At 61.8% G+C, this 19,539-nt stretch carries 16 protein-coding genes and 1 rRNA gene; 9 read left to right on the top strand and 8 right to left on the bottom strand.

Annotated elements, in window-relative coordinates:
* Positions 1-115 precede the first annotated feature (115 nt).
* Positions 116-1,486: a GntT/GntP/DsdX family permease gene (locus B9N88_RS27475; protein ID WP_027606947.1), complete on the top strand. Its 1,371-nt coding sequence runs from the start codon at positions 116-118 to the stop codon at positions 1,484-1,486.
* 3 nt (positions 1,487-1,489) lie between these two features.
* On the opposite strand, the gene B9N88_RS27470 is transcribed toward B9N88_RS27475, so the two are convergent.
* Positions 1,490-2,779 (bottom strand): MFS transporter, encoded by a 1,290-nt coding sequence (locus B9N88_RS27470; RefSeq protein WP_027606948.1) that lies wholly within the window; start codon positions 2,777-2,779, stop codon positions 1,490-1,492.
* A gap of 185 nt (positions 2,780-2,964) precedes the next feature.
* Here B9N88_RS27470 and B9N88_RS27465 point away from each other — a divergent pair, with 185 nt between their 5' ends.
* From B9N88_RS27465 to B9N88_RS27450, 4 genes are all read left to right on the top strand, one after another.
* Positions 2,965-4,383 (top strand): short-chain fatty acid transporter, encoded by a 1,419-nt coding sequence (locus B9N88_RS27465; protein ID WP_027606949.1) that lies wholly within the window; start codon positions 2,965-2,967, stop codon positions 4,381-4,383.
* Positions 4,384-4,524: 141 nt separating this feature from the next.
* Positions 4,525-6,225: an acid phosphatase gene (locus tag B9N88_RS27460; protein WP_027606950.1), complete on the top strand. Its 1,701-nt coding sequence runs from the start codon at positions 4,525-4,527 to the stop codon at positions 6,223-6,225.
* A 121-nt stretch (positions 6,226-6,346) separates the two neighbouring features.
* Entirely contained in the window at positions 6,347-7,516 is a 1,170-nt protein-coding gene (locus B9N88_RS27455) for a hypothetical protein (protein ID WP_027606951.1), read from the top strand.
* 144 nt (positions 7,517-7,660) lie between these two features.
* Positions 7,661-8,173: an SET domain-containing protein-lysine N-methyltransferase gene (locus B9N88_RS27450; protein WP_027606952.1), complete on the top strand. Its 513-nt coding sequence runs from the start codon at positions 7,661-7,663 to the stop codon at positions 8,171-8,173.
* Here B9N88_RS27450 and can read toward each other — a convergent pair.
* On the bottom strand, positions 8,170-8,814 hold the full coding sequence (gene can / locus B9N88_RS27445; RefSeq protein WP_003188288.1) for a carbonate dehydratase: 645 nt from the start codon (positions 8,812-8,814) through the stop codon (positions 8,170-8,172). The genes B9N88_RS27450 and can overlap by 4 nt on opposite strands.
* Positions 8,815-8,965: 151 nt before the next feature.
* Between can and B9N88_RS27440 the strand changes: the two genes are divergently transcribed.
* Positions 8,966-9,370: a hypothetical protein gene (locus tag B9N88_RS27440; protein WP_027606953.1), complete on the top strand. Its 405-nt coding sequence runs from the start codon at positions 8,966-8,968 to the stop codon at positions 9,368-9,370.
* Between the two features lie 60 nt (positions 9,371-9,430).
* Here B9N88_RS27440 and rimI read toward each other — a convergent pair whose 3' ends face one another.
* Both rimI and B9N88_RS27430 read right to left on the bottom strand, forming a co-directional pair.
* Positions 9,431-9,883, bottom strand: coding sequence for a ribosomal protein S18-alanine N-acetyltransferase (gene rimI / locus B9N88_RS27435; protein ID WP_003188286.1), 453 nt, complete (start codon positions 9,881-9,883; stop codon positions 9,431-9,433).
* Positions 9,876-10,619 carry a hypothetical protein gene (locus B9N88_RS27430; RefSeq protein WP_051429386.1) on the bottom strand — a complete coding sequence of 248 codons (744 nt, stop codon included), beginning with the start codon at positions 10,617-10,619 and terminating at the stop codon, positions 9,876-9,878. Before B9N88_RS27430 ends, rimI begins: the two co-directional genes overlap by 8 nt.
* A gap of 187 nt (positions 10,620-10,806) precedes the next feature.
* Between B9N88_RS27430 and mksB the strand changes: the two genes are divergently transcribed.
* The 3 genes from mksB to mksF are packed head-to-tail and all read left to right on the top strand — an operon-like array spanning position 10,807 to position 15,618.
* On the top strand, positions 10,807-12,084 hold the full coding sequence (gene mksB / locus B9N88_RS27425; RefSeq protein WP_027606955.1) for an Mks condensin complex protein MksB: 1,278 nt from the start codon (positions 10,807-10,809) through the stop codon (positions 12,082-12,084).
* Entirely contained in the window at positions 12,074-12,781 is a 708-nt protein-coding gene (mksE, locus tag B9N88_RS27420) for an Mks condensin complex protein MksE (protein ID WP_027606956.1), read from the top strand. Before mksB ends, mksE begins: the two co-directional genes overlap by 11 nt.
* Positions 12,778-15,618 (top strand): Mks condensin complex protein MksF, encoded by a 2,841-nt coding sequence (gene mksF / locus B9N88_RS27415; RefSeq protein ID WP_027606957.1) that lies wholly within the window; start codon positions 12,778-12,780, stop codon positions 15,616-15,618. The genes mksE and mksF overlap by 4 nt, the downstream gene beginning before the upstream one ends.
* Positions 15,619-15,679: 61 nt before the next feature.
* Here mksF and B9N88_RS27410 read toward each other — a convergent pair whose 3' ends face one another.
* The 4 genes from B9N88_RS27410 to rrf form a co-directional block, all read right to left on the bottom strand.
* Complete coding sequence (locus B9N88_RS27410) at positions 15,680-17,983, bottom strand: PqiB family protein (RefSeq protein ID WP_027606958.1); 2,304 nt, start codon at positions 17,981-17,983, stop codon at positions 15,680-15,682.
* Positions 17,976-18,599 carry a paraquat-inducible protein A gene (locus B9N88_RS27405; RefSeq protein WP_027606959.1) on the bottom strand — a complete coding sequence of 208 codons (624 nt, stop codon included), beginning with the start codon at positions 18,597-18,599 and terminating at the stop codon, positions 17,976-17,978. The genes B9N88_RS27410 and B9N88_RS27405 overlap by 8 nt, the downstream gene beginning before the upstream one ends.
* Positions 18,586-19,245 carry a paraquat-inducible protein A gene (locus tag B9N88_RS27400; RefSeq protein WP_027606960.1) on the bottom strand — a complete coding sequence of 220 codons (660 nt, stop codon included), beginning with the start codon at positions 19,243-19,245 and terminating at the stop codon, positions 18,586-18,588. Before B9N88_RS27400 ends, B9N88_RS27405 begins: the two co-directional genes overlap by 14 nt.
* 152 nt (positions 19,246-19,397) lie before the next feature.
* A 5S ribosomal RNA gene (rrf, locus tag B9N88_RS27395) occupies positions 19,398-19,513 on the bottom strand.
* Between the last annotated feature and the right edge of the window lie 26 nt (positions 19,514-19,539).

The raw sequence follows: 19,539 nt of genomic DNA, 5'->3' as shown, positions 1-19,539 counted from the left end.
GCAAAGATTACAAATCCGACAGCAATGGCTCTACGGCGGGCGTTATCAGGTATGCTTTTGGGGCAGGAAATAAAAAGAAACAATTTTCCCAACCTGTTCGATAAGGAGTCCCGCCTTGGCGTTATCGACTGCCGCGTGGATGGTTCACGACACCCGTCTCATGCTCTGCGTACTGCTGGCCATCGCCAGTATCATCGTGCTGATCAGCGCGACCAAGTTGCCGCCGTTCCTGTCGATCCTGATCGGCACCTTTATCGCCGGGGTCGGCGCCGGGCTGCCAGCGGAAGAGGTGGCCAAGGCCTTCAGCAAGGGCGCCGGGGCGATCCTCGGTGAGGCCGGGATCATCATTGCCCTGGGCTCGATGCTGGGTGCGCTGATGGCGGAATCCGGCGCGGCCGACCGCATCGCCACCACCCTGCTCGGGCTGGGCAAGGGCAAGTCGTTGCCATGGGTGATGGCGCTGGTGGCGATGGTGATCGGCCTGCCGCTGTTCTTCGAAGTAGGCCTGGTGATGATGGTGCCAATCATCTTTGTGATGGCCAAACGTTCGAACCAGCCGCTGTTGAAAATCGCCATCCCGGCGCTGGCGGGCATGACCACCTTGCATGCCTTGATGCCACCGCACCCGGGGCCGCTGATTGCGGTGGGCGCGTTGCACGCCGACCTGGGCCTGACCATGTTGCTGGGCTTTTGCCTGGCGGTGCCGGCGGTGATCCTCGCCGGGCCGCTCTATGGCAACTGGCTGTCCAAACGCCTGCATGTGGATGAGCCGGCCGACATCGGCGCGCTGTTCAGCGCCCCGCCCAAGGCCCCGCGCCAGCCGAGCTTTGGCGTGTCATTGCTGATCATTCTGTTACCGGTGATTCTGATGCTCGGCAGCACCCTGGCCAAAGTCGCGCTGCCAGCGGAAAGCAGCGTGGGCCTGACCCTGAAATTCCTCGGCGAACCGCTGATCGCCCTGGGCCTGGCGGTGATCGCCGCCGTGATCTGCCTGGGCTGGGCCGCCGGGATGCCGCGCGCTGAGGTCGGCAACACCCTGCGCAAGGCCCTTGCCCCCATCGCCGTGTTGCTGCTGACCATCGGCGCCGGCGGCGGCCTCAAGCAAACCTTGCTCGACGCCGGCGTCAGCCAGACCATCAGCAAAGTCGCCGAAGGCGCGCACATGCCGTACCTGCTGCTGGCCTGGTTGATCGCCGTGGCGCTGCGCCAGGCCACCGGCTCGGCCACGGTCGCCACCACCACGACCGCCGGCATCCTCGCACCGATGATGGCCGGGTTGGCGGCGACGCAAAGCTCACTGGTGGCGCTGGCGATCGGCGCAGGTTCGGTGTTCTTCTGCCACGTCAATGATGCGGGGTTCTGGATGGTGCGCGAGTACTTTGGCTTGCAGCTGAAGCAGACGATTTGGGTGTGGTCGGTGTTGCAGACGATTGTTTCGGTCGTCGGCCTGATCGGTACCCTGCTGCTCTGGCACTTTTTGACCTGAGTTTCATCCAACCAGGGTGTGGCGCTTGCCAAACAGCGCCACACACACCACCCCCACCGCGCCCATCACCACGCAATACCCCACGCAAATCCACGGGCTGGTCGGCATCAGCGCGATCAGCATCAGCGGCGTGGTACTTGCCCACAGTGCGTAAGCGATGTTGTAGGTGAAGGAAATACCCGACACCCGCACCTGCGCCGGAAACAGGCCGACCATCACCGACGGCACCGCGCCCACCACCCCGCAACTCAAGCCCGCCAGCGCGTACGCCGCGCCAAGCCAGATGCCGCCGCTGATCAGGCTGGCGTACAGCAGGAAAATACCCACCGGCAGCAGCAGGCTGTAGACCAGCACCGCGCGCCAGGCACCGATGCGGTCCACCAGCAGGCCGGCGAGGACGCAGCCGATGTTCAGGAAGACGATGCCCAGGGCGCTCAAGGCAAAGGTGTGGCTGGGGCTCATGCCGAAGGTTTTCTGCATCATGGTCGGGGTGATGACCACCAATACCACTACGGCGGAGGTGAGCACGCAGGTGAGGATCATCGCCGGCAACAGTACGGCGCGATGGTCACGCAGTACGGTGCGCAGCGGCAGTTCGGCGGCGGCCTGGCGGCGGGCCTGCATTTCGAGGAAGACCGGGGTTTCGCTGAGCCAGCGCCGCAGCCACACGCCGATCACGCCGAACACACCGCCAAGCAGGAAGGGGAAGCGCCAGGCATAGTCGAGGATTTCGGCCGGGGTGAAGACCTGTGCCAGCAGCGTGGCAGTCAGCGCACCGAGCAGGTAGCCGAAGGTCAGGCCGGCTTGCAGGAAGCCCAGGGCATAACCACGATGGTTGCGCGGTGCGTGTTCGGCGACGAAGGTCCAGGCGCTGGGTACTTCACCGCCCACCGCCGCACCTTGCAGCACGCGCAGCACCAGCAGGATCAGCGGGGCGAAATAACCGATCTGCGCGTAGGTGGGCATGATCCCGATCAGCAGGCACGGCAACGCCATCATCAGGATGCTCAGGCTGAACACACGCTTGCGCCCCAGGTGATCGGCGAAGTGCGCCATCAGGATGCCGCCCAACGGGCGCGCCAGGTAACCGGTGACGAAGATGCCGAAGCTTTGCAGCAGGCGCAGCCACTCGGGCATTTCCGGCGGGAAGAACAGTTGGCTGAGGGTCAGCGCAAAGAACACGAAGATAATGAAGTCGTAGATTTCCAAGGCGCCACCCAGGGCGGCCAGGCCCAGGGTTTTGTAGTCGGAGCGGGAAAAACGCTGCGCCTGTGGCACAGAGGTGGCAGTCATGTTGAGGCTCGGCAGACAAACAAAATGGCGTGCAGGTTATGAGCTGAGCCGGTTGATGGCAATCGCGGCAGATATATTTGTTTTCCTCATGGATCGATGAAGATAACTGCATTCCCATATCAATGGCCGTGGAGGAACATGCCGAAAAATTGCCGACACCATAATAACTACAAGAGGAAAGACTCGTGGCCGATGCTATCGAAGAAAGCCGCTATGCCCGCTTTGCCCTGCGCTGCTCGAACTTTGCCGAGCGCTGGTTTCCGGACTCCTGGGTGTTCGCCGCCCTCGCCGTGATCATCGTCGCCGTGGCGACCCTGGGCATGGGCGCCGCGCCGACCGAAGCCGCCAAGGCCTTTGGCGACGGGTTCTGGAGCCTGATCCCGTTCACCATGCAGATGGCCTTCGTGGTGATCGGTGGCTACGTGGTCGCCAGCTCGCCACCGGCGGTCAAGCTGATCGACCGTCTGGCACGCATCCCGAAGAACGGCCGCTCCGCCGTGGCGTGGGTCGCGTTGATCTCTATGGTGGCGTCATTGCTCAACTGGGGCCTGTCCCTGGTGTTCGGTGGCTTGCTGGTGCGTGCGCTGGCCCGCCGTACGGATTTGCGCATGGACTACCGTGCTGCAGGTGCGGCGGCCTATCTTGGGTTGGGCGCGGTGTGGGCGCTGGGGCTGTCGTCGTCAGCCGCACAATTGCAGGCCAACCCGGCCAGCTTGCCGCCGTCGATCCTGTCGATCACCGGGGTGATCCCGTTTACCGACACCATCTTCCTGTGGCAATCCGGTGTGCTGTTGCTGGCACTGATCGTGGTGTCGCTGATCATCGCCTACGCCACCGCGCCCGGCCCCAACAGCGCCCGTGACGCCAAGGCCTGTGGCGTCGACCCGGCCTTCAACCTGCCCAAGCTGCAACCACCGGGTCGCCCCGGCGAATGGTTGGAACACAGCCCGTTGCTGACCATTCTGCTGGCATTGCTGGCGGCGGGCTGGTTGTTCCATGAGTTCTCGACCAAGCCGGCGATCAGCGCGATTTCGGGGCTGAATACCTACAACTTCCTGTTCATCATGGTCGGTGCCCTGCTCCACTGGCGCCCGCGCAGTTTCCTCGATGCGGTGGCCCGTGCAGTGCCGACCACCACCGGCGTGTTGATCCAGTTCCCGCTGTACGGCTCGATTGCGGCGCTGATGACCGTGGTCAAGGGCGGCGACGGCCAGACCCTGGCGCACCATATCTCGACCTTCTTCACGTCCATCGCCTCCCACGACACGTATGCACTGCTGATGGGCGTGTACTCGGCGGTGCTGGGCTTCTTTATCCCGTCTGGCGGCGGCAAGTGGATCATCGAAGCGCCTTATGTGATGCAAGTGGCCAATGACCTGCAATACCACCTGGGCTGGGCGGTGCAGATCTACAACGCGGCCGAGGCGCTGCCGAACCTGATCAACCCGTTCTACATGCTGCCGTTGCTGGGAGTGCTGGGGTTGAAGGCGCGGGATTTGATCGGGTTTTCGTTTGTGCAGCTGCTGGTGCACACACCGTTGGTGCTGTTCCTGCTGTGGGCGCTGGGGACGACATTGAAGTATTTGCCGCCCGTCATGCCGTAGGATCAGTTGCAAGCCTCAAGCCTCAAGCTTGAAGCGTGAAGCTTGAGGCTCATAGCTTGCAGCTGCCTTAATTCCGTCACATTGCATTGCTACCGTCCTGCGAAATATCTTGCAACATCTCGCCAGCAAGGACTCCCCGCAATGAGTGATGATCACGAAGACCGCCCTTCCCCTGATGCCATGGCCCAACCGCCGGTAGACACCGGCCGTCGGCGCTTCCTGGGGGGCGCGGCGGTGTTGGGGGTTGGCGCGACCTTGAGTGCCTGCGGCAATGGCGGTGAGGCGCCGGGCAAGCCGGTGGCGCGGCCACTCACGCCCCAGGAGCTGGACAAGGCCTTGCACGACCAGGTGAAGACCGTGGTGGTGATCTATGCCGAGAACCGCAGCTTCAACAATCTGTTTGCGGACTTCCCAGGCGTTGAGAAACCGCTGTCGGCGCTTTCCGCCGCCGACACACAGCAACGCGACCGCGACGGCAGCCTGTTGACCACCCTGCCCCCGGCCTGGGGCGGTGTGCTGCAAGTGGGCCCGCAAAGCGTGGACGGGGTGACTTACCCCAGCGAAGTGCAATTCCAGGAAAACCTGCCCAACGCCCCGTTCGCCCTCAAGGGCCCGAACGCCGAAGACCTGCCGTTGAGCCTGGTCACCCGCGACTTGTGGCACGTGTTCTACCAGAACCAGATGCAGATCAACGGCGGCAAGAACGACGGTTTCGTCGCCTGGGCCGACGCCGGCGGCCTGGTCATGGGCCATTACGCCCAGAGCCGTTATTCCCTGCGCCTGTGGGATGTCGCCAAGGAGTTTGTGCTCTGCGATAACTTCTTCCAGGGCGCGTTTGGTGGCTCGTTCCTCAACCATCAATACCTGATCAGCGCCACCGCGCCGTTCTACCCGAATGCCGCGCAGTCGGTGGCCAAGGCGCAGATCGCCACGCTGCAAAGCGATGACCCCACCGACCCGCGTCTCAAACCGCTGGATAAATCCCCGGCGAGCGCCATGACCGGCCCGCCACAGTTCGGCCCCAGCGCGCTGACCCCGGACGGCTACGGCGTGAACACCCTGGCGCCGCCGTATTGGCCGACCTGGATTCGTGACCCGGAAAACCCGGACTACGCAAAAGCCGACCTGCCCAACGTGCTGGTGCCGCAAACCCACGAACATATCGGCGACAAGCTGTCGAAAAAGAACGTCGACTGGGCGTGGTACGCCGGGGCGTGGCAGGCGACGCTGGACCAGTTCAAGGATTCGGGCGGCATTCCGAAGATCCCCAACTTCCAGTACCACCACCAGCCGTTCAACTATTTCAAGCAGCAGGGCCCCGAGAACCGTGCCGAGCGTGACAAGCGCCTGCGCGATGGCGGTTTGGGCGATGAGGCGAGCACCAATAAATTCTTCGCCGATGCCCAGGCCGGCAAGCTGCCGGCGGTGAGTTTCTACAAGCCCCAGGGCAACCTGAATATGCACGCCGGTTACGCTGACGTGGCGTCGGGCGACCGCCACATCGTCCGCGCCTTGAAGGTGCTGCAGGAAAGCCCGCAATGGAAAAACATGGTGGTGGTGGTGACCGTCGATGAAAACGGCGGCTGGTGGGACCACGTCGCCCCGCCCAAAGGCGACCGCTGGGGCCCAGGCACGCGGGTCCCGGCGCTGGTGGTCTCGCCCTTCGCGCGTAAAGGCACCGTGGACCATACGGTGTACGACACCGCGTCGATCCTGCGCTTGATTACGCGGGTCTTCCAGCTGGAGACCCTGGACGGGCTCAAGCAACGCGATGACGCCATGATTGCCCGGGGTCAGAAACCCATGGGGGATTTGAGCAACGCGTTGCAGTTCAGCGTGTAGGACGCTTATCCAATAGCGACATGCCTGGCGATTTAGCACGCGGTTTTCCTGGCCAACCGCTACTGTGAGGAGGTGGGCTTTCACCCCGCGCAGACGGGCTTTCGCTGACAAGGAATCAAGTATGTTCAAACCGACCAGGTTGTCCTTCACCCTGGCCGCACTGATGGCCAGTGCGGTCGTACACGCCGACATCGAAGTACCGTTGGGCAGCACTCAACGGGTGACCCAGTTGTTCGCTTACCCCAATAACTGCAATGTGATCTGCTTTCGGCCATGGACGCTGGAGCAGACCGCCGAGCACTACCTGAACCAAAGCCTGCAGCGCGATGGCTACAGCCGAGCCAAGGTCAGCGTCAAGAACCATGAAGGGCAGCTCGCCGCGACCTTCAGCGGTGTACCCGACAGTTACGGCCAGCCCCTGACCGCGCTGCTCAATACCGCTGACCTGGCCTACCAGGGCGCGAGCAGACTCAACAGCGACGGCAAGTGGGCGTACAACTGGTACCTGTTCCTGCCACTGGGCATGGCCCTGGAAAACCGCAAGAGCATCGAGTTGCTGCATTTCCCGCCGGATTATTCGCTGACCCAGGCCCAGGATTACCTGGAGTCGGCCACCACCGACCGCTGGGCCAGCCTGCTCACCGATAACGGCGTGCCGGCCACCGAAACCCCGGCCTACCAGACCATCATCGATATCGCCCCCATCGCCGCCCCTTCCAATGCGGGCAAGGACCTGGAGAACGTCTACGGCTACTTCACCGACTACCAGACCCGCATGGTCAGCGAACTGAGCCTGCACCCCAACGGCTCGCTGCCAATGGTCGCGTTCGGCGCGCCGGTGCGCAGTTGGATCAAGCAGCAATACGGGCAGACCGTGGGTGTGCTGGGCCTGGCGCAGATCAGCCCTGCCGCGGGCAGGACCGTCTCGGTGCTGGGCGCCAACCACCCCAGCTACATCTGGTACGCGGCCAGCCCGGACACCTATGACGGTAACGAGCAGAAAGCCGACGAAGCCGGCTTGAAAGTGATGGGCCAGGACTTGAGCGCCGCCTGCTGGCAGGCCGGAATGGGCCAGAAGCCCGCGAGCGATCCGAATGTACTGCTCAAGGCCTGCATGAACACCTGGCAGGTCACGCGCAAAGAGCAGACCTGCGAATTGTTCTACACCTCGGTGCGCAACCTGACCCCGGAACAGGCGAACGCCAAATGCGCCACGCCTTCGATCAAGACGCAGCTCAAGCAGCTGAAAAACGCAGCACCCGCCCCCAGCATCACGGCGCCTGCGCTGTAGACAGCAAAAAAATCCGATTTCTACTGTCAAAGTTGACAGTAGAAATCGGCTCCACGTTCAGCGAGTCTTGAGCCGGGCCCATCCGCTGCAAGACTGGTAGTCAGCCACCACCCGCAGGTCGATGCAGCCTAACCAAGGAGAGTTATGAAAACTCAAGCCATGGACCAGGCTAAAACCGTTGTGGGTGATGGTTTGTACCCGTTCAAGACACTGCTCGTTGAACAGGGCTACCCTTCGGCCAAGCACTTTAAGGTTGAGCGCGACGGCGGCGGCGTCAGGGCTCGCGTGGATTTTGACGGCCGCGTGCGCATTGCCCGGGTGTCCGGTTACGCCGTGAACGAGCGACGCCCACGTACGCTGCAGCTGTCGGCCCGCATCCACCTGTATGACAGCTGGTTCTGCGGCCTGCTGCGACACTCCTGCAACCCGAATGTGTTTTTCGACACCACTTACCTGGAACTCTGGACCGTACAGCCCATCCCCGCCGGCGCCCCGCTGACCCTGGACTACGCCAGTACCGAGGACACCTTGTTCCGACAGTTCGCCTGCCAATGCGGCGAGCTGAACTGCCGGGGCTGGATCACCGGCAGCACAGAGTGTTTGAACGCCGAGGGCCAGGCGTTCATGACCCATTGGCGCGAACGCAAACGGCCTTAGGCTTCGCCCAGCGGACGCAGGCGATACTGCGGCGGCAGTTGCTCGAAGCCACTGATGGTGGTGTTCAAGCTCTTCCAACGGCCGTCCTTGATGCCGTAGATGCAACCGTGGATCGACAGGCTCTGCCCACGGTGCCAGGCATTTTGCACAATGCTGGTGTGGCCGACGTTGGCCACCTGCTGGATCACGTTCAGCTCGCACATGCGGTCCACACGCTCCTCTTCGGTCGGCAGTTGGGCCAGCACGTCACGGTTTTCGTAGTAGAGATCGCGGATGGTGCGCAGCCAGCCGTCGATCAGGCCGAACTGGCGGTCCTGCATCGAGGCGCGCACGCCGCCGCAGCCATAGTGGCCGGTGACAAGGATATGTTTGACCTTGAGCACATCGACCGCGTACTGGATCACCGACAGGCAATTGAGGTCTGTATGCAGCACCACGTTGGCCACGTTGCGGTGTACGAACAGATCACCGGGCAGCATGCCGACGATCTCGTTGGCCGGTACCCGCGCATCGGAACAACCGATCCACAGGTATTCAGGGGTCTGCTGGCGGGCGAGCTTGGCGAAGAATTCGGGATCTTCCTGTTTGATCGCATCCGCCCAGCGTTCGTTGTTATCAAGCAGGTCTTGTAGTTCGTTCATCAGGGAAAGCCTCAGGAATGATGCGCAGCTTTGACAGACGACCGCCCGTCCGGGTCACGCCGATCATAAAGATAGCCGGCGGGCAATTACTTGAATCTTGGGGGGCCATGCCTGTCCACACACTATAAGCCCCACAGTATGAGGATTGGCCATGACTGAATCACGACGTCCCTACGGCGCTGCACAGCCCGAACCGATTGACGACAACGAAGACCGCATGGGCTCGATGCGCGAGCTGGATTTTGACGAGGAAGAACCGACGGCGGAGATTGGCAATGAGATCCCCCGTGGCGAGCGAGAACAGCTGATGCCCGACGAACGGGTGCGCGAGGCCGGAATGACCGGGGCTTCAACGGCGGATCATGAGTCGACCGATGATGACATGAGCCCGGAAACCCTGATCCATGAAGACGGTGCGCGGGATGCTCGGGAGGCGGGCGAAGACAACCCGGCGGATTTTGACCTGAGCATTGTCGATGAAGATGACATTGGCGGCGGCAATGGCCTGGATGAAGCGGAACTGGCTGATCTGGACCCGGTGGACGGAAACCGCTGACACTGCGTAAATCCAAATGTGGGAGGGGCGACCTGCCCCCTGCCACCTTGGCTTGTGTGTTTAATCGACCAGGGTGCAGGCCATCACGACTGCATCCTCACGCCCGCCGACGGCCGGGTAGTAGTCCCGACGACGCCCAATCTCGTTGAAGCCATAGCGCTCATACAGGCGGAACGCGCCGGTATTGCTGTCGCGCACTTCCAGGAAGCATTCCCGCGCGTTGGCGGCATAGGCGCGGGACATCAGGTGTTCCAGCAGTGCCAGGCCCAGGCCACGGCCCTGGTTTTCCGGCTTGACGGTGATGTTCAGCAAATGCGCTTCATCGAGGATGATCTGTACCACGCCGTGACCTACCTGCTGCTCGCCTTCGAACATCAGCCAGATCTGGTACTTGCCCAGGCCGTCGAGAAAGATCCCGCGGGTCCAGGGATGGCTGAACGCCGCGTATTCGATTTTCAGCACGGCGTCGAGGTCGGCCTCGGTCATCGGGCGGAAGGATAAAGCCTCACTCATCGGTTGTTTTCCAGCGCGCCATCAGCCGGCGCATGGCTTGCCAGACATCAGCCTTACGCTGTGGCTCTTCCATTAATAATTCCAGGCCCGGCAGGGCCCATACAGAACCCAGGCCCTCGACCTGCAGTTCGCGGTACCAGGCTTCTGCGTTCGCTTCACCGGCAAATCGTACGGCGGGCAGGCCGATCAGCCACAGGCACACGCAGGGTTCGTCCTCCAGGCGTGCCGAGACGAAGCCTTGCACGAAATCCCGCGCCGCTTCCGGGCCCTGGTCCATGGTGCCGCGTACCAGCAGCGGCCAACGGACCGGGTCGCCGACGATTTGCGGGCTGTCGGGCAGGCCGGCGGCGCGCAGCATGTCCTTGAGCAGCATGTAGGCGGGGTCGCGGGTCTGGAAGCGCTCGCCGGTGGGTAACTCCACCAATAGCAGGCAACGCCCGGCCCGCAATAACTGCAGGGCAAAACGTGGCGGCGGCACCACGGGGGCCTTGGCAACCGGCGCAGCCGCTTCGGCCACCACGGGCTTGGCCATTGGCCCCGGGCGCGGCACCTCGACCTTGACGCGTTCAACCGCAGGACGAGCTTCCAGTACGGGTTTGACCACAGCCACCGGTGCAGCCGCCTCCTCCCCCGAAACCTCGAACGCCTCATAGGGCTCAAGCGCCGCTAACAGCTCGGGCCGCGACGGGGCGGCGAACGGCAGTTCGGTGCGGGGCAGCCAGTTGACCACCTGCATGGCGGTCAAGTAAGCGCGACGTCGGGACTCGATAAGCACAGCTCGGCCACTTGTGGATAAGTAAAGAGCGGGGATTCTACCGCTGTTCGGTAACAATCGCCCACTGTGCACTGACCGGCTGTGGATAAATCCCGCGCCTGATGCAGTACAATCGCGACTTTTAATCGCCAACCAGCCGGCCATTCCCATGATCGAACCCAAGCGCGTCCTGCGCGCCCTCGCCGAACACTGGGCCTTACTTGAGCCACTGTGCGAACACTTCGACCAAGGCACCCTGAGCCTCGGCGAGCTGCGCGCACAACTGGCCGCCCAACAACTTGACAGCACGCCCCAGGACATCACCAGCCTGCTGGACGTGTGGATTCGCCTGGATATCCTGGTGCCTGTCGCCAAGAGCCCGAACCGTTTCGAGCTCAACGCGCAGATCCACGACTTCCTGGCTTATCTTCGCAAGGAGCACCGGCTTGGCCTGTGCCTGGAGATCGAAGCCTACCTGCGCCATCTGGAGCGCCTGGCCGGTTATATCCAGGATGCCTTCGACATTCGTGATGGCCACGACCTGGCCCGCCAACTGCGCCTGCTGGACATGCGCGTACGCGACGTACTGAAAAAACTCGCCAACGACGAACAGGCCCTCGCGGCCGTGGCCGACCGTGCCAAGACCAGCGACCGGCAGATCCCGCTGCGCCAGCGTTATGCTGAAGTCCTGGCGACCTGGGACGAGTACGTCGAACCGATGATCCAGCTGGTGAACGCCGACGGTGCCTTCGAGCAAGGCGTGCGCAAAGTGGAAAACGTGCTGCTGCGCATGCTCACCGAGCAACAGCGCCTCGGCCACCTGGTGGACGACGACATGCTGCTGCGCACCCACGCGCGCATCCTCGAAATGCAGACCAGCGCCCAGTTGACCTTGCGGCATGCCCGCGAGCTGCTGTTGCCGCTGCGCGAAGAAGCGCGTCGGCACAACGCCGTGACCCGCGGTGCGGCGCTGGCGCTGTCGGCCATCCGCCGTAAAGGCCTGGACGCGGTGCCGCAGGCGGCGATGCCGATGTTTACCCGACCGCAAAGCACCTTCCTCGGCAGTGCCAGCCAGGTCGAGGCCTATGTGTATGCCCTGGCGAACTTCGAGCCGAAACCGGCCCGGTTCCCCAAGGCGCACAAGTCCCACAAGGGCGAAGCCCAGCGCGCACCGCGGACGGTCAAGGAAATGCTCGAGCGCTGCGAAGACGCGCTGCCGATGCCGGACCTGATGACCTGGCTGCTGGAGCAGGAACCGGACGGTGCCACCGACGAATTGCTGTACTGGTTCTCGCGGCTCTCGCGGGAGAAACGCTTCAAGCGCGAGCGCCTGGAACGCCGCGACTACCACACACACGAGCACCAGGTCAGCCTGCGCTCATTCGCCCTGCTCCCGGCCGGCACCGACGCCGCCGAGCATTCTGCGAGTACACCTCATGCATCTTGATCTATCCGAACTGTCCCAGCTGGCGCCGATCTTTCGCGAGCTGTTCAAGGGTTACCACGTCAGCCGCCGCGACCCCGAGCTGTACGCGCAACTGTCGAACTTCCAGGACCAGTACCGCACGCTGTTCAAGGCCCTGGGCTTTGAGCTGGTGTGCGATACCCGTGGCTTCTACTACTTCGTGCCGGACTCCGCGATTGCCAGTGCGCAGGTCAACAAGACCGCCCAGCGCCTGGCGCTGTTCACCTTCATCATTGTCGAGCACCTGGCCGACCAGGGCCGCGACCCGATCGCCGTGCTCGACGGTGGCAGCCTCGGTCGCGATGAACTGCCGTCCCTGCTGGAAAAGTACCGCGACCTGTTTATCCAGGCCGAAGTGCAGACCCAGGAAGAACTCGAAGAAAAGATCATGCGCCGCATGACCCAGCTGGGTTTTGCCAGCGAAGACAACGGCATCTACCGCTTCCTGCCACCGATGCACCGCTTCCTCGACGTGTGCCTGTCGGTGCAGCAAGACCGTGACCTCGCGGCCAGCGTGCACAGCGTGTTGCCGTTGCCGGCACCGGTGATCATCGACGAAGACAGCGATGAGAAGCTGCTGAAGACCGATGACCCGCTGGACTTGAGTGACTTCGCGGAAGAAAGCGAAGAAGACGCCCTGGCCCGCGCCATTGCCGAAGAACAGGAGACCGACGCATGAGCAAGGAACGCTACGGCATCCGCCGCTTCGCCCTATTGAACACCGCCGGCTACAGCTTGGGCTTGTTCCCGCTGGAAGAACCGCTGTCGGTGTATGGCGCCAACAACCTGGGTAAATCCGCGTCGATCAACGCCTTGCAGTTCCCGATCCTGGCGCGCATGTCGGACATGAGTTTCGGCAAGTACACCCTGGAGCAATCGCGACGCTTCTACTTCGCCACCGACACCAGCTACATCCTGGTGGAAGTCTCCCTGCCCCATGGCCCCCACGTAATCGGCGTGGTCGGGCGCGGCCCGGGCGGCGGTTTCGGGCACCAGTTCTTTGCCTACGCCGGCAAGCTGGACCTGGCCCACTATCAGAAAAACGACACCTGCCTGCGTCAGAAGGAGCTGTTCACCAACCTTGAGCGCGAAGGCCTGAAAGCCTACGAACTCAAGCCGGATGAACTGCGCCGTTTGCTGGTGGGTGGTCATACGTCGATCCCGCTGGACCTGACCCTGATCCCGCTGCGCTCCACCAGTGAGCAAAGCCTGAAAACCTTCCGCGCGTTGTTTATCAACCTGCTGCACATGCGCGAAATCACCGCGGCCAAGCTCAAGCAGCTGTTCCTCGATGCGTTCGAGCACAGCCTGCGTTCGGGCAGTGTGGATTACATCGCAGCGTGCGAAGAAGCCTTCCGCGACGTACGACGTATGGAGCAGGACTACAATTCCCTGGTCGCAGCCGGCCCGCTGGTGGAAGCCCTGGCCAACGGCGTTCGCCAGCGCGACGTACTGCGCGGCAAGCTGCATCGCCTGTCGCCGCTGCTGGATTCGCTGCTCGGCACCTGGTCGGACTATGCCAGTGCGCGCAAGGAAGAGCTGACCATCCAGGCCGAGCACTACCGCAACGAGCAGGACGCACTGCAGAACGACCAGCGTGGCGGCACCCAGGAGCTGATGCGCCTGGAGCGGGAAATCAGCGGCATCCAGCGTTGGCTGGGCGAGCTGTCGGTGCTCAAGCATCGCTTTGCCCTGGTGGATGACGTCAAGGTCCTGGAGCAGCAACTGCTGGCGGCCAAGGATGCTCACGATGAACTGGCGGGCGCCCTGGCGCAGTCGCGGCAGTTCAGCGCCGAGGATCTGGACGAGCGTCTGCGTGACCTGGAAAAACGCTTGAAGTCGGTCAAGCAGCAGCTTGATCACGCTGATAACAACAGCTACGCCAAGCTGCGCGAAGAGTTTTCGCAGCAGGACGTCGAGCGCCTGATGCGCCTGTTCAACAGCTCGTTGTTCAGCCTGCCATTAGGTGAACACGGCATCACCCTGGACGAGGACGGCCAGTGGGTCAAATCCCTGGAGCAGATCCTCGATGGCTTCAAGGGCGAGCGCTTTGAAGTGCCGGGGCTGTCCATCGACATCTCCCACATCGAACCACCGGCGCTGCAGGCCCTGGCGGATCGCGCGGCGTTGCGCGACCAAAAGGAACGCCTGGAGAAAGAACTCAAGCAGCTGAAAACCCAGCAGGCCGTGGCCTCCGACCGCGCGGCGAGCAAGACCCAGACCGAAGCGCTGTACCAGCAGGTGCTGGACGCGCAAAAGGCGCTGGAAGACTTCCGTCGCGCGCAAACCCTGAGTGCCGAAGAAGGCGAAAAACTGGAAAACCTGGCACAGATGGAAGCGGCCCAGGATGAATTGAAACGTTCCAGCGATGCGTTCACCGAGCGCGTCCAGCAACTGTCCGCCAAGCTGCAACTGGTGGGCCGCCAGATCGGCGATATGGAAGCCAAGCAACGTACGCTGGATGACGCCTTGCGCCGCAGGCAGCTGTTGCCGGCCGACTTGCCGTTCGGCACGCCGTTCATGGACCCGGTCGATGACTCCATGGATAACCTGCTGCCGCTGCTCAATGACTATCAGGACAGCTGGCAGGGCCTGCTGCGTGCCGATGGCCAGATCGAGGCGCTGTATGCTCAGGTGCGCCTCAAGGGCGTGGCCAAGTTCGACAGCGAGGATGATGTAGAGCGTCGTCTGCAATTGTTGATCAACGCTTATGCGCACCGCACCGATGAGGCGCTGACACTGGGCAAGGCGCGCCGCGCGGCGGTCACTGACATTGCGCGAACCCTGCGTAATATCCGCAGCGACTACGACAGCCTGGAACACCAGCTGGCGCTGTTCAACCGCGAGATCAACAAGCGTCAGGTGTCCAACCTGCAGAGCTTCCGCATCGTACTCGCGCCGAACAAGGAAGCCCTCAAGCATATCGACCAGATCATCCACAGTGCTGGCCAGTACGAAGAAGGCGAAACCCTGTCGGTGTTCGACCTCAGCCAAAGTGCCGAGCAGGACAACAAGAACGAAGAGGCCAAGGAATACCTGGCCCGCCTGGTGGCCGCCAACCATAACCAGTTGGGCCTCAAGGACCTGTTCGAGCTGGCCTTCGAAATCACCAAGGTGCACGGCCAGCCGGTGATCCACACCGACATCGATGGCGCGGCGTCCAACGGCACCACCATGACCATCAAGGCGCTGACCAACATGTACTTGTTGCTGCACTTGATGGACCGTGACCAGGCCGGGCGTGTGCGCTTGCCGTACTACCTCGACGAAGCAGCGGATATCGATGAGAAGAACCAGGCGGCGTTGCTGGAAACCAGTTTGCAGCTGGGCTTCGTGCCGATCCTCGCCAGTGTGAAGCCGCAGGTGTCTGCCCAGGTGGCAATCGACCTGGAAGGCGGCAGCGGGCCGAACGGGATCTACATCGATGAGGCAGACTGGAAGTACATCCGTCGCCATGATGTGGTGAAGGCGACAGTGAATGTGCAGGCGGATGAACCGGAGCTGGATGAGGTCTGACGTTTTGCGCTGAAATGCAAAAAGGCCGCGATCCATTGGATCGCGGCCTTTTTTTGTAGCTTTATTTGCCGAGTGGGATTTTCGGTGCCCAGGTCAGCCATTCCTCTTCGAATTTGTCGAACAGCGGGAAGGTTTGCTGCGGCCGCGCGGCGTTGCCCATGCGCTCGCCGTCTGGCGTGGCAAAGGCGATACCGCCGGCCACCAGCGTCTCCAGGGATTCGGTGCGCACCGTCGCGCCCTTGAACAGACCGAAGTCGAGGCCAAAGCCGCTGGTGTTCCAGAAGCGGCTGCCACTGCGTACCAGCGGTGCGTACTTGGGCTCGATGAGGATGTGGATCAGCACCCGATCGGCGGTCTGGCCCAACTCGTAGCCGGTCACTTTGCCCACGGTGACTTCACGGTAGGTCACCGGTACACCTTCTTTCAACGAGCCACGGCGTGCGGCGCTGAGTGTCAGGCTCAGGCCAGCCTCCTGACGGACAGCTTCAGGGGGTTGGGCCAGTGCGACGAAGCTCTTCTGCGGACCGGCGTTTTTCGCAGCCGGCTGCACCTCGATGTATTGCCCGGTGACCAGGGTTTCCAGGTTGGAGGTTTTCATCAGGCCCAGCTCTGGCTTGACCACCCAGAACTGGCTGCCGACGCGCGCGATGCGGTCCGCTACTTGGGTAATACGTGCACTGAGCAACACCGATTGCATATCGGCACTGAGGTCCACGCTCTCGATCTTACCGACATCCAGGCCTTTGAAACGTACCGGTGTGCCTGGACGCATACCGTCAGCACGCTCGACCTTGATGGTCACCAGGGTGCCATGCTGATTGGCCGCCTCACGGTCGGCAAACAAACGGAAACGTGGAATGCGCTTTTTCAGCGGTACGTTCGGCTGTGGCGTTTCGAAGGCAATACCGCCGGCCATCAGGCTGGCCAGGGACTCACTCTTCACCTGGATACCACCGGTAAGGCCGCCGGTCAGGGTCACGCCGCTGGCATTCCAGAAACGTGTCGAACCGTTAACCAGGTTTTCGTATTCCTTCTCGATATGAACGCCGATCACCAGTTGCTTGTTCTTGCGCGAGAACTGGTAGCTCTGCACCGAGCCGACCTTGACCTGTTTGTAGAGGATTGGGCTGCCGACATCCAGGGAGCCGAGGTTATCGGTGAACAGCACCATGTGCAGGCCCGGGGAACGCAGGTCCAGCGGCGGCGCCTTGGCGCGGGCGACGAATTCGCGTTGCGGGGCGCTGCCTTTGTCACCAGGACGAATGGCGATGTAATTACCTTTGACCAGGGCTTCCAGGCCGGTAATGCCGGCCAGCGAGATGGAAGGTTTGACCACCCAGAACTGGGTGTCCTGAACCAGGTAGTCTTCGGCCAAGGGGTCGAGGGTCAGCTCGGCGTTGGCGCTGGACAGGTCCGGGTCGATCTTCAAGGTTTTCAGGCTGCCCACCTGAATGCCTTTGTACATCACCGGTGTACGCCCGGCCTGCAGGCCTTCGAAGTCCGTGAGCTTGACCTTGGCCTTGATACCGGCAGCGGCTGCGTCGAAGTCTTCGTACAGGCGGAACGGCAGGCTCGGATCGGTCGGCGGGCTGTCCTTGCGATTCTCCGGCGTGGCGAAGGCAATGCCGCCGGCGACGATACTGGAGAGGGATTCGCTGCGCACCTTCACGCCGGAGAGATTGGCATCGATGCTGATGCCGCTGGCGTTCCAGAAGCGGGTGTGTTTGCGCACAAGGTTGGCGTAGGTCGGCTCGATGTAGACCTTGATCTCGACGGTGCTCTGGTCCTCGGAGAGCAAGTAGCTTTTGACCTGGCCGACCTGTATCTGCTTATAGAACACCGGGCTGCCACGGTTGAGCGAGCCGAGGCGGTCGGCCTTGATGGTCAGGTGCAGGCCAGGCTTGGCGTCGGACAAAGGCGGCTCTTCGGAGAGCGCCTTGAATTTGCGTGTGGGCTCACCGTCACCGGGGCTGGCGGCGATGTAGTTACCCGAGACCAGGGTTTCCAGGCCGGTGATACCGGCAAGGCTGACACTGGGCTTGACCAGCCAGAAACGCGTGTTGGTCTTGAGGTATTGCTCGACATCCTTGTTCATCTCGATGGTGGCAATCACCCCGCGATTATTGCCCTCGTCGTCAAGGGCAAGGGTCTTTACCTTACCCACGGACATGCCTTTGTAGACCACTTCGGTTTTGTTGGCCTGGATGCCTTCGCCGCTTTCAAAGCGCACCTGGATCTCAATACCCTGCTGGGAATAGGCACGCCACCCCAGCCAACCGCCGATGATCAAGGCAATCAGGGGAAGAACCCAAATGGCTGACCAGTTGGAGGCCGGGCGGGTTTTAGCTTTAGGCAAATCACTCATGGTCGTCGTCCGACTCCGTGTTATCCCAAATCAGTCGGGGATCAAAAGTTACTGCGGCAAGCATCGTAAGGATCACCACACTGGCGAACGCTGCGGCGCCAAGGTTGGCCTCGACGCTGGCAAGCCGTCCGAAGTTTACGACCGCCACCAGGATGGCGATCACGAAGATATCCAGCATGGACCAGCGGCCAATGAATTCGATAAAGCGGTACATGATAATGCGTTGCTGCGCGGAAAGCGGTTGGTGACGCTGAACCGAGAACAGTAAAAGGCCAATGCCCACCAGCTTGAACGTCGGCACCAGGATGCTGGCGATGAACACCACAGCCGCAATCGGGAACATGCCGTGCTGCACCAGTTGGATGACTCCGGCCATGATGGTGCTGGGCTCGCCCTGGCCGAGGGAATTGACGGTCATGATCGGCAACAGATTGGCGGGGATATACAGAATGGCCGCCGTGATCAGCAAGGCCCAGGTACGGGTGAGGCTGTTGGGGCGACGGGCATGGATCAGCGCACCGCATCGCGTGCAGGTTTGCTCATCGGTGTCAGGCTCTTGTTTGTTCAGCTCGTGGCATTCAGTACAAATCAGAATGCCCGCATCAATCGCCCGCATGATCATCCTCTCCTGACAGTGCTTGCCAGATCTGGTGCGGCGACATCACCACCTCAAGCAGAACCTGAACCATTAATAGGCTGACAAAGCAGACCAGACCCAGGCCGATGGTGATTGAGGCCATGTCGGCGAGTTTCACGATCGCCACCAGTACGCCCATCAAGTAGACCTCCAACATTCCCCAATCTTTCATATGATGGTAAATGCGGTACAGCAGCAGGCCGTAACTACGGCCGATCTTCCAACGAATACTGAGCAGCACCACCAGCTGGCAAAGCAGCTTGAGCAGCGGAATACCCATGCTGCATAGGAACACCACGGCGGCGACGCCTTGCATCCCGGTATCGAATAGACCGACTACGCCACTCCACACAGTGTCCTCTGAGGACTGCCCGAGCAGATTGAGCTGCATGATGGGCAGAAAGTTCGCCGGGACGTACAGCAACAGCGCGGCGAGTACCAGGGCGAGGCTGCGCTCAACGACATTATGGCGGTGAGCGTAGAGTTCATAACCGCAACGCGGGCATTGGGCTTTTTCACCGAGGGCGAGCATGGGTTTGCGCATCAGCAAGTCGCACTCATGGCATGCAACCAAGTTGTCCAGCGGTAAATCCGACACCTCAAGGGCATCAACCGGATCCGGCATAGATAGGGCTCTGACTCTAAAAAAGGTTAGGTGCCTATTCTAGTGGTCTGGTTCAGAAATAACTGTGCAAATTTGTCGTGCATCTTTGCGCACTTTTCGAGCGCCCAAAACAAAACCCCATCTGCTTTCGCAAATGGGGTTTCGGAATTTAATCTTGACGATGACCTACTCTCACATGGGGAAACCCCACACTACCATCGGCGATGCATCGTTTCACTGCTGAGTTCGGGATGGGATCAGGTGGTTCCAATGCTCTATGGTCGTCAAGAAATTCGGGTACTGAGTCGTGGCCAG

Source organism: Pseudomonas sp. LAMO17WK12:I1, from assembly GCF_900177315.1.
Classification (GTDB): domain Bacteria; phylum Pseudomonadota; class Gammaproteobacteria; order Pseudomonadales; family Pseudomonadaceae; genus Aquipseudomonas; species Aquipseudomonas marginalis.
The sequence above is the reverse complement of the archived record's forward strand: the minus strand, read 5'-3'. Positions and strand labels throughout refer to the sequence as shown.

Excerpts from the sequence above, each read along its gene's own strand:
- B9N88_RS27450 (WP_027606952.1), top strand. The coding sequence starts at position 7,661 with ATGAAAACTCAAGCCATGGACCAGGCTAAAACCGTTGTGGGTGATGGT.
- can (WP_003188288.1), bottom strand. The coding sequence starts at position 8,814 with ATGAACGAACTACAAGACCTGCTTGATAACAACGAACGCTGGGCGGAT.
- B9N88_RS27455 (WP_027606951.1), top strand. The coding sequence starts at position 6,347 with ATGTTCAAACCGACCAGGTTGTCCTTCACCCTGGCCGCACTGATGGCC.
- B9N88_RS27405 (WP_027606959.1), bottom strand. The coding sequence starts at position 18,599 with ATGCGGGCGATTGATGCGGGCATTCTGATTTGTACTGAATGCCACGAG.
- rimI (WP_003188286.1), bottom strand. The coding sequence starts at position 9,883 with ATGAGTGAGGCTTTATCCTTCCGCCCGATGACCGAGGCCGACCTCGAC.
- B9N88_RS27430 (WP_051429386.1), bottom strand. The coding sequence starts at position 10,619 with ATGCAGGTGGTCAACTGGCTGCCCCGCACCGAACTGCCGTTCGCCGCC.
- mksB (WP_027606955.1), top strand. The coding sequence starts at position 10,807 with ATGATCGAACCCAAGCGCGTCCTGCGCGCCCTCGCCGAACACTGGGCC.
- B9N88_RS27470 (WP_027606948.1), bottom strand. The coding sequence starts at position 2,779 with ATGACTGCCACCTCTGTGCCACAGGCGCAGCGTTTTTCCCGCTCCGAC.
- mksE (WP_027606956.1), top strand. The coding sequence starts at position 12,074 with ATGCATCTTGATCTATCCGAACTGTCCCAGCTGGCGCCGATCTTTCGC.
- B9N88_RS27400 (WP_027606960.1), bottom strand. The coding sequence starts at position 19,245 with ATGCCGGATCCGGTTGATGCCCTTGAGGTGTCGGATTTACCGCTGGAC.
- mksF (WP_027606957.1), top strand. The coding sequence starts at position 12,778 with ATGAGCAAGGAACGCTACGGCATCCGCCGCTTCGCCCTATTGAACACC.
- B9N88_RS27440 (WP_027606953.1), top strand. The coding sequence starts at position 8,966 with ATGACTGAATCACGACGTCCCTACGGCGCTGCACAGCCCGAACCGATT.
- B9N88_RS27460 (WP_027606950.1), top strand. The coding sequence starts at position 4,525 with ATGAGTGATGATCACGAAGACCGCCCTTCCCCTGATGCCATGGCCCAA.
- B9N88_RS27410 (WP_027606958.1), bottom strand. The coding sequence starts at position 17,983 with ATGAGTGATTTGCCTAAAGCTAAAACCCGCCCGGCCTCCAACTGGTCA.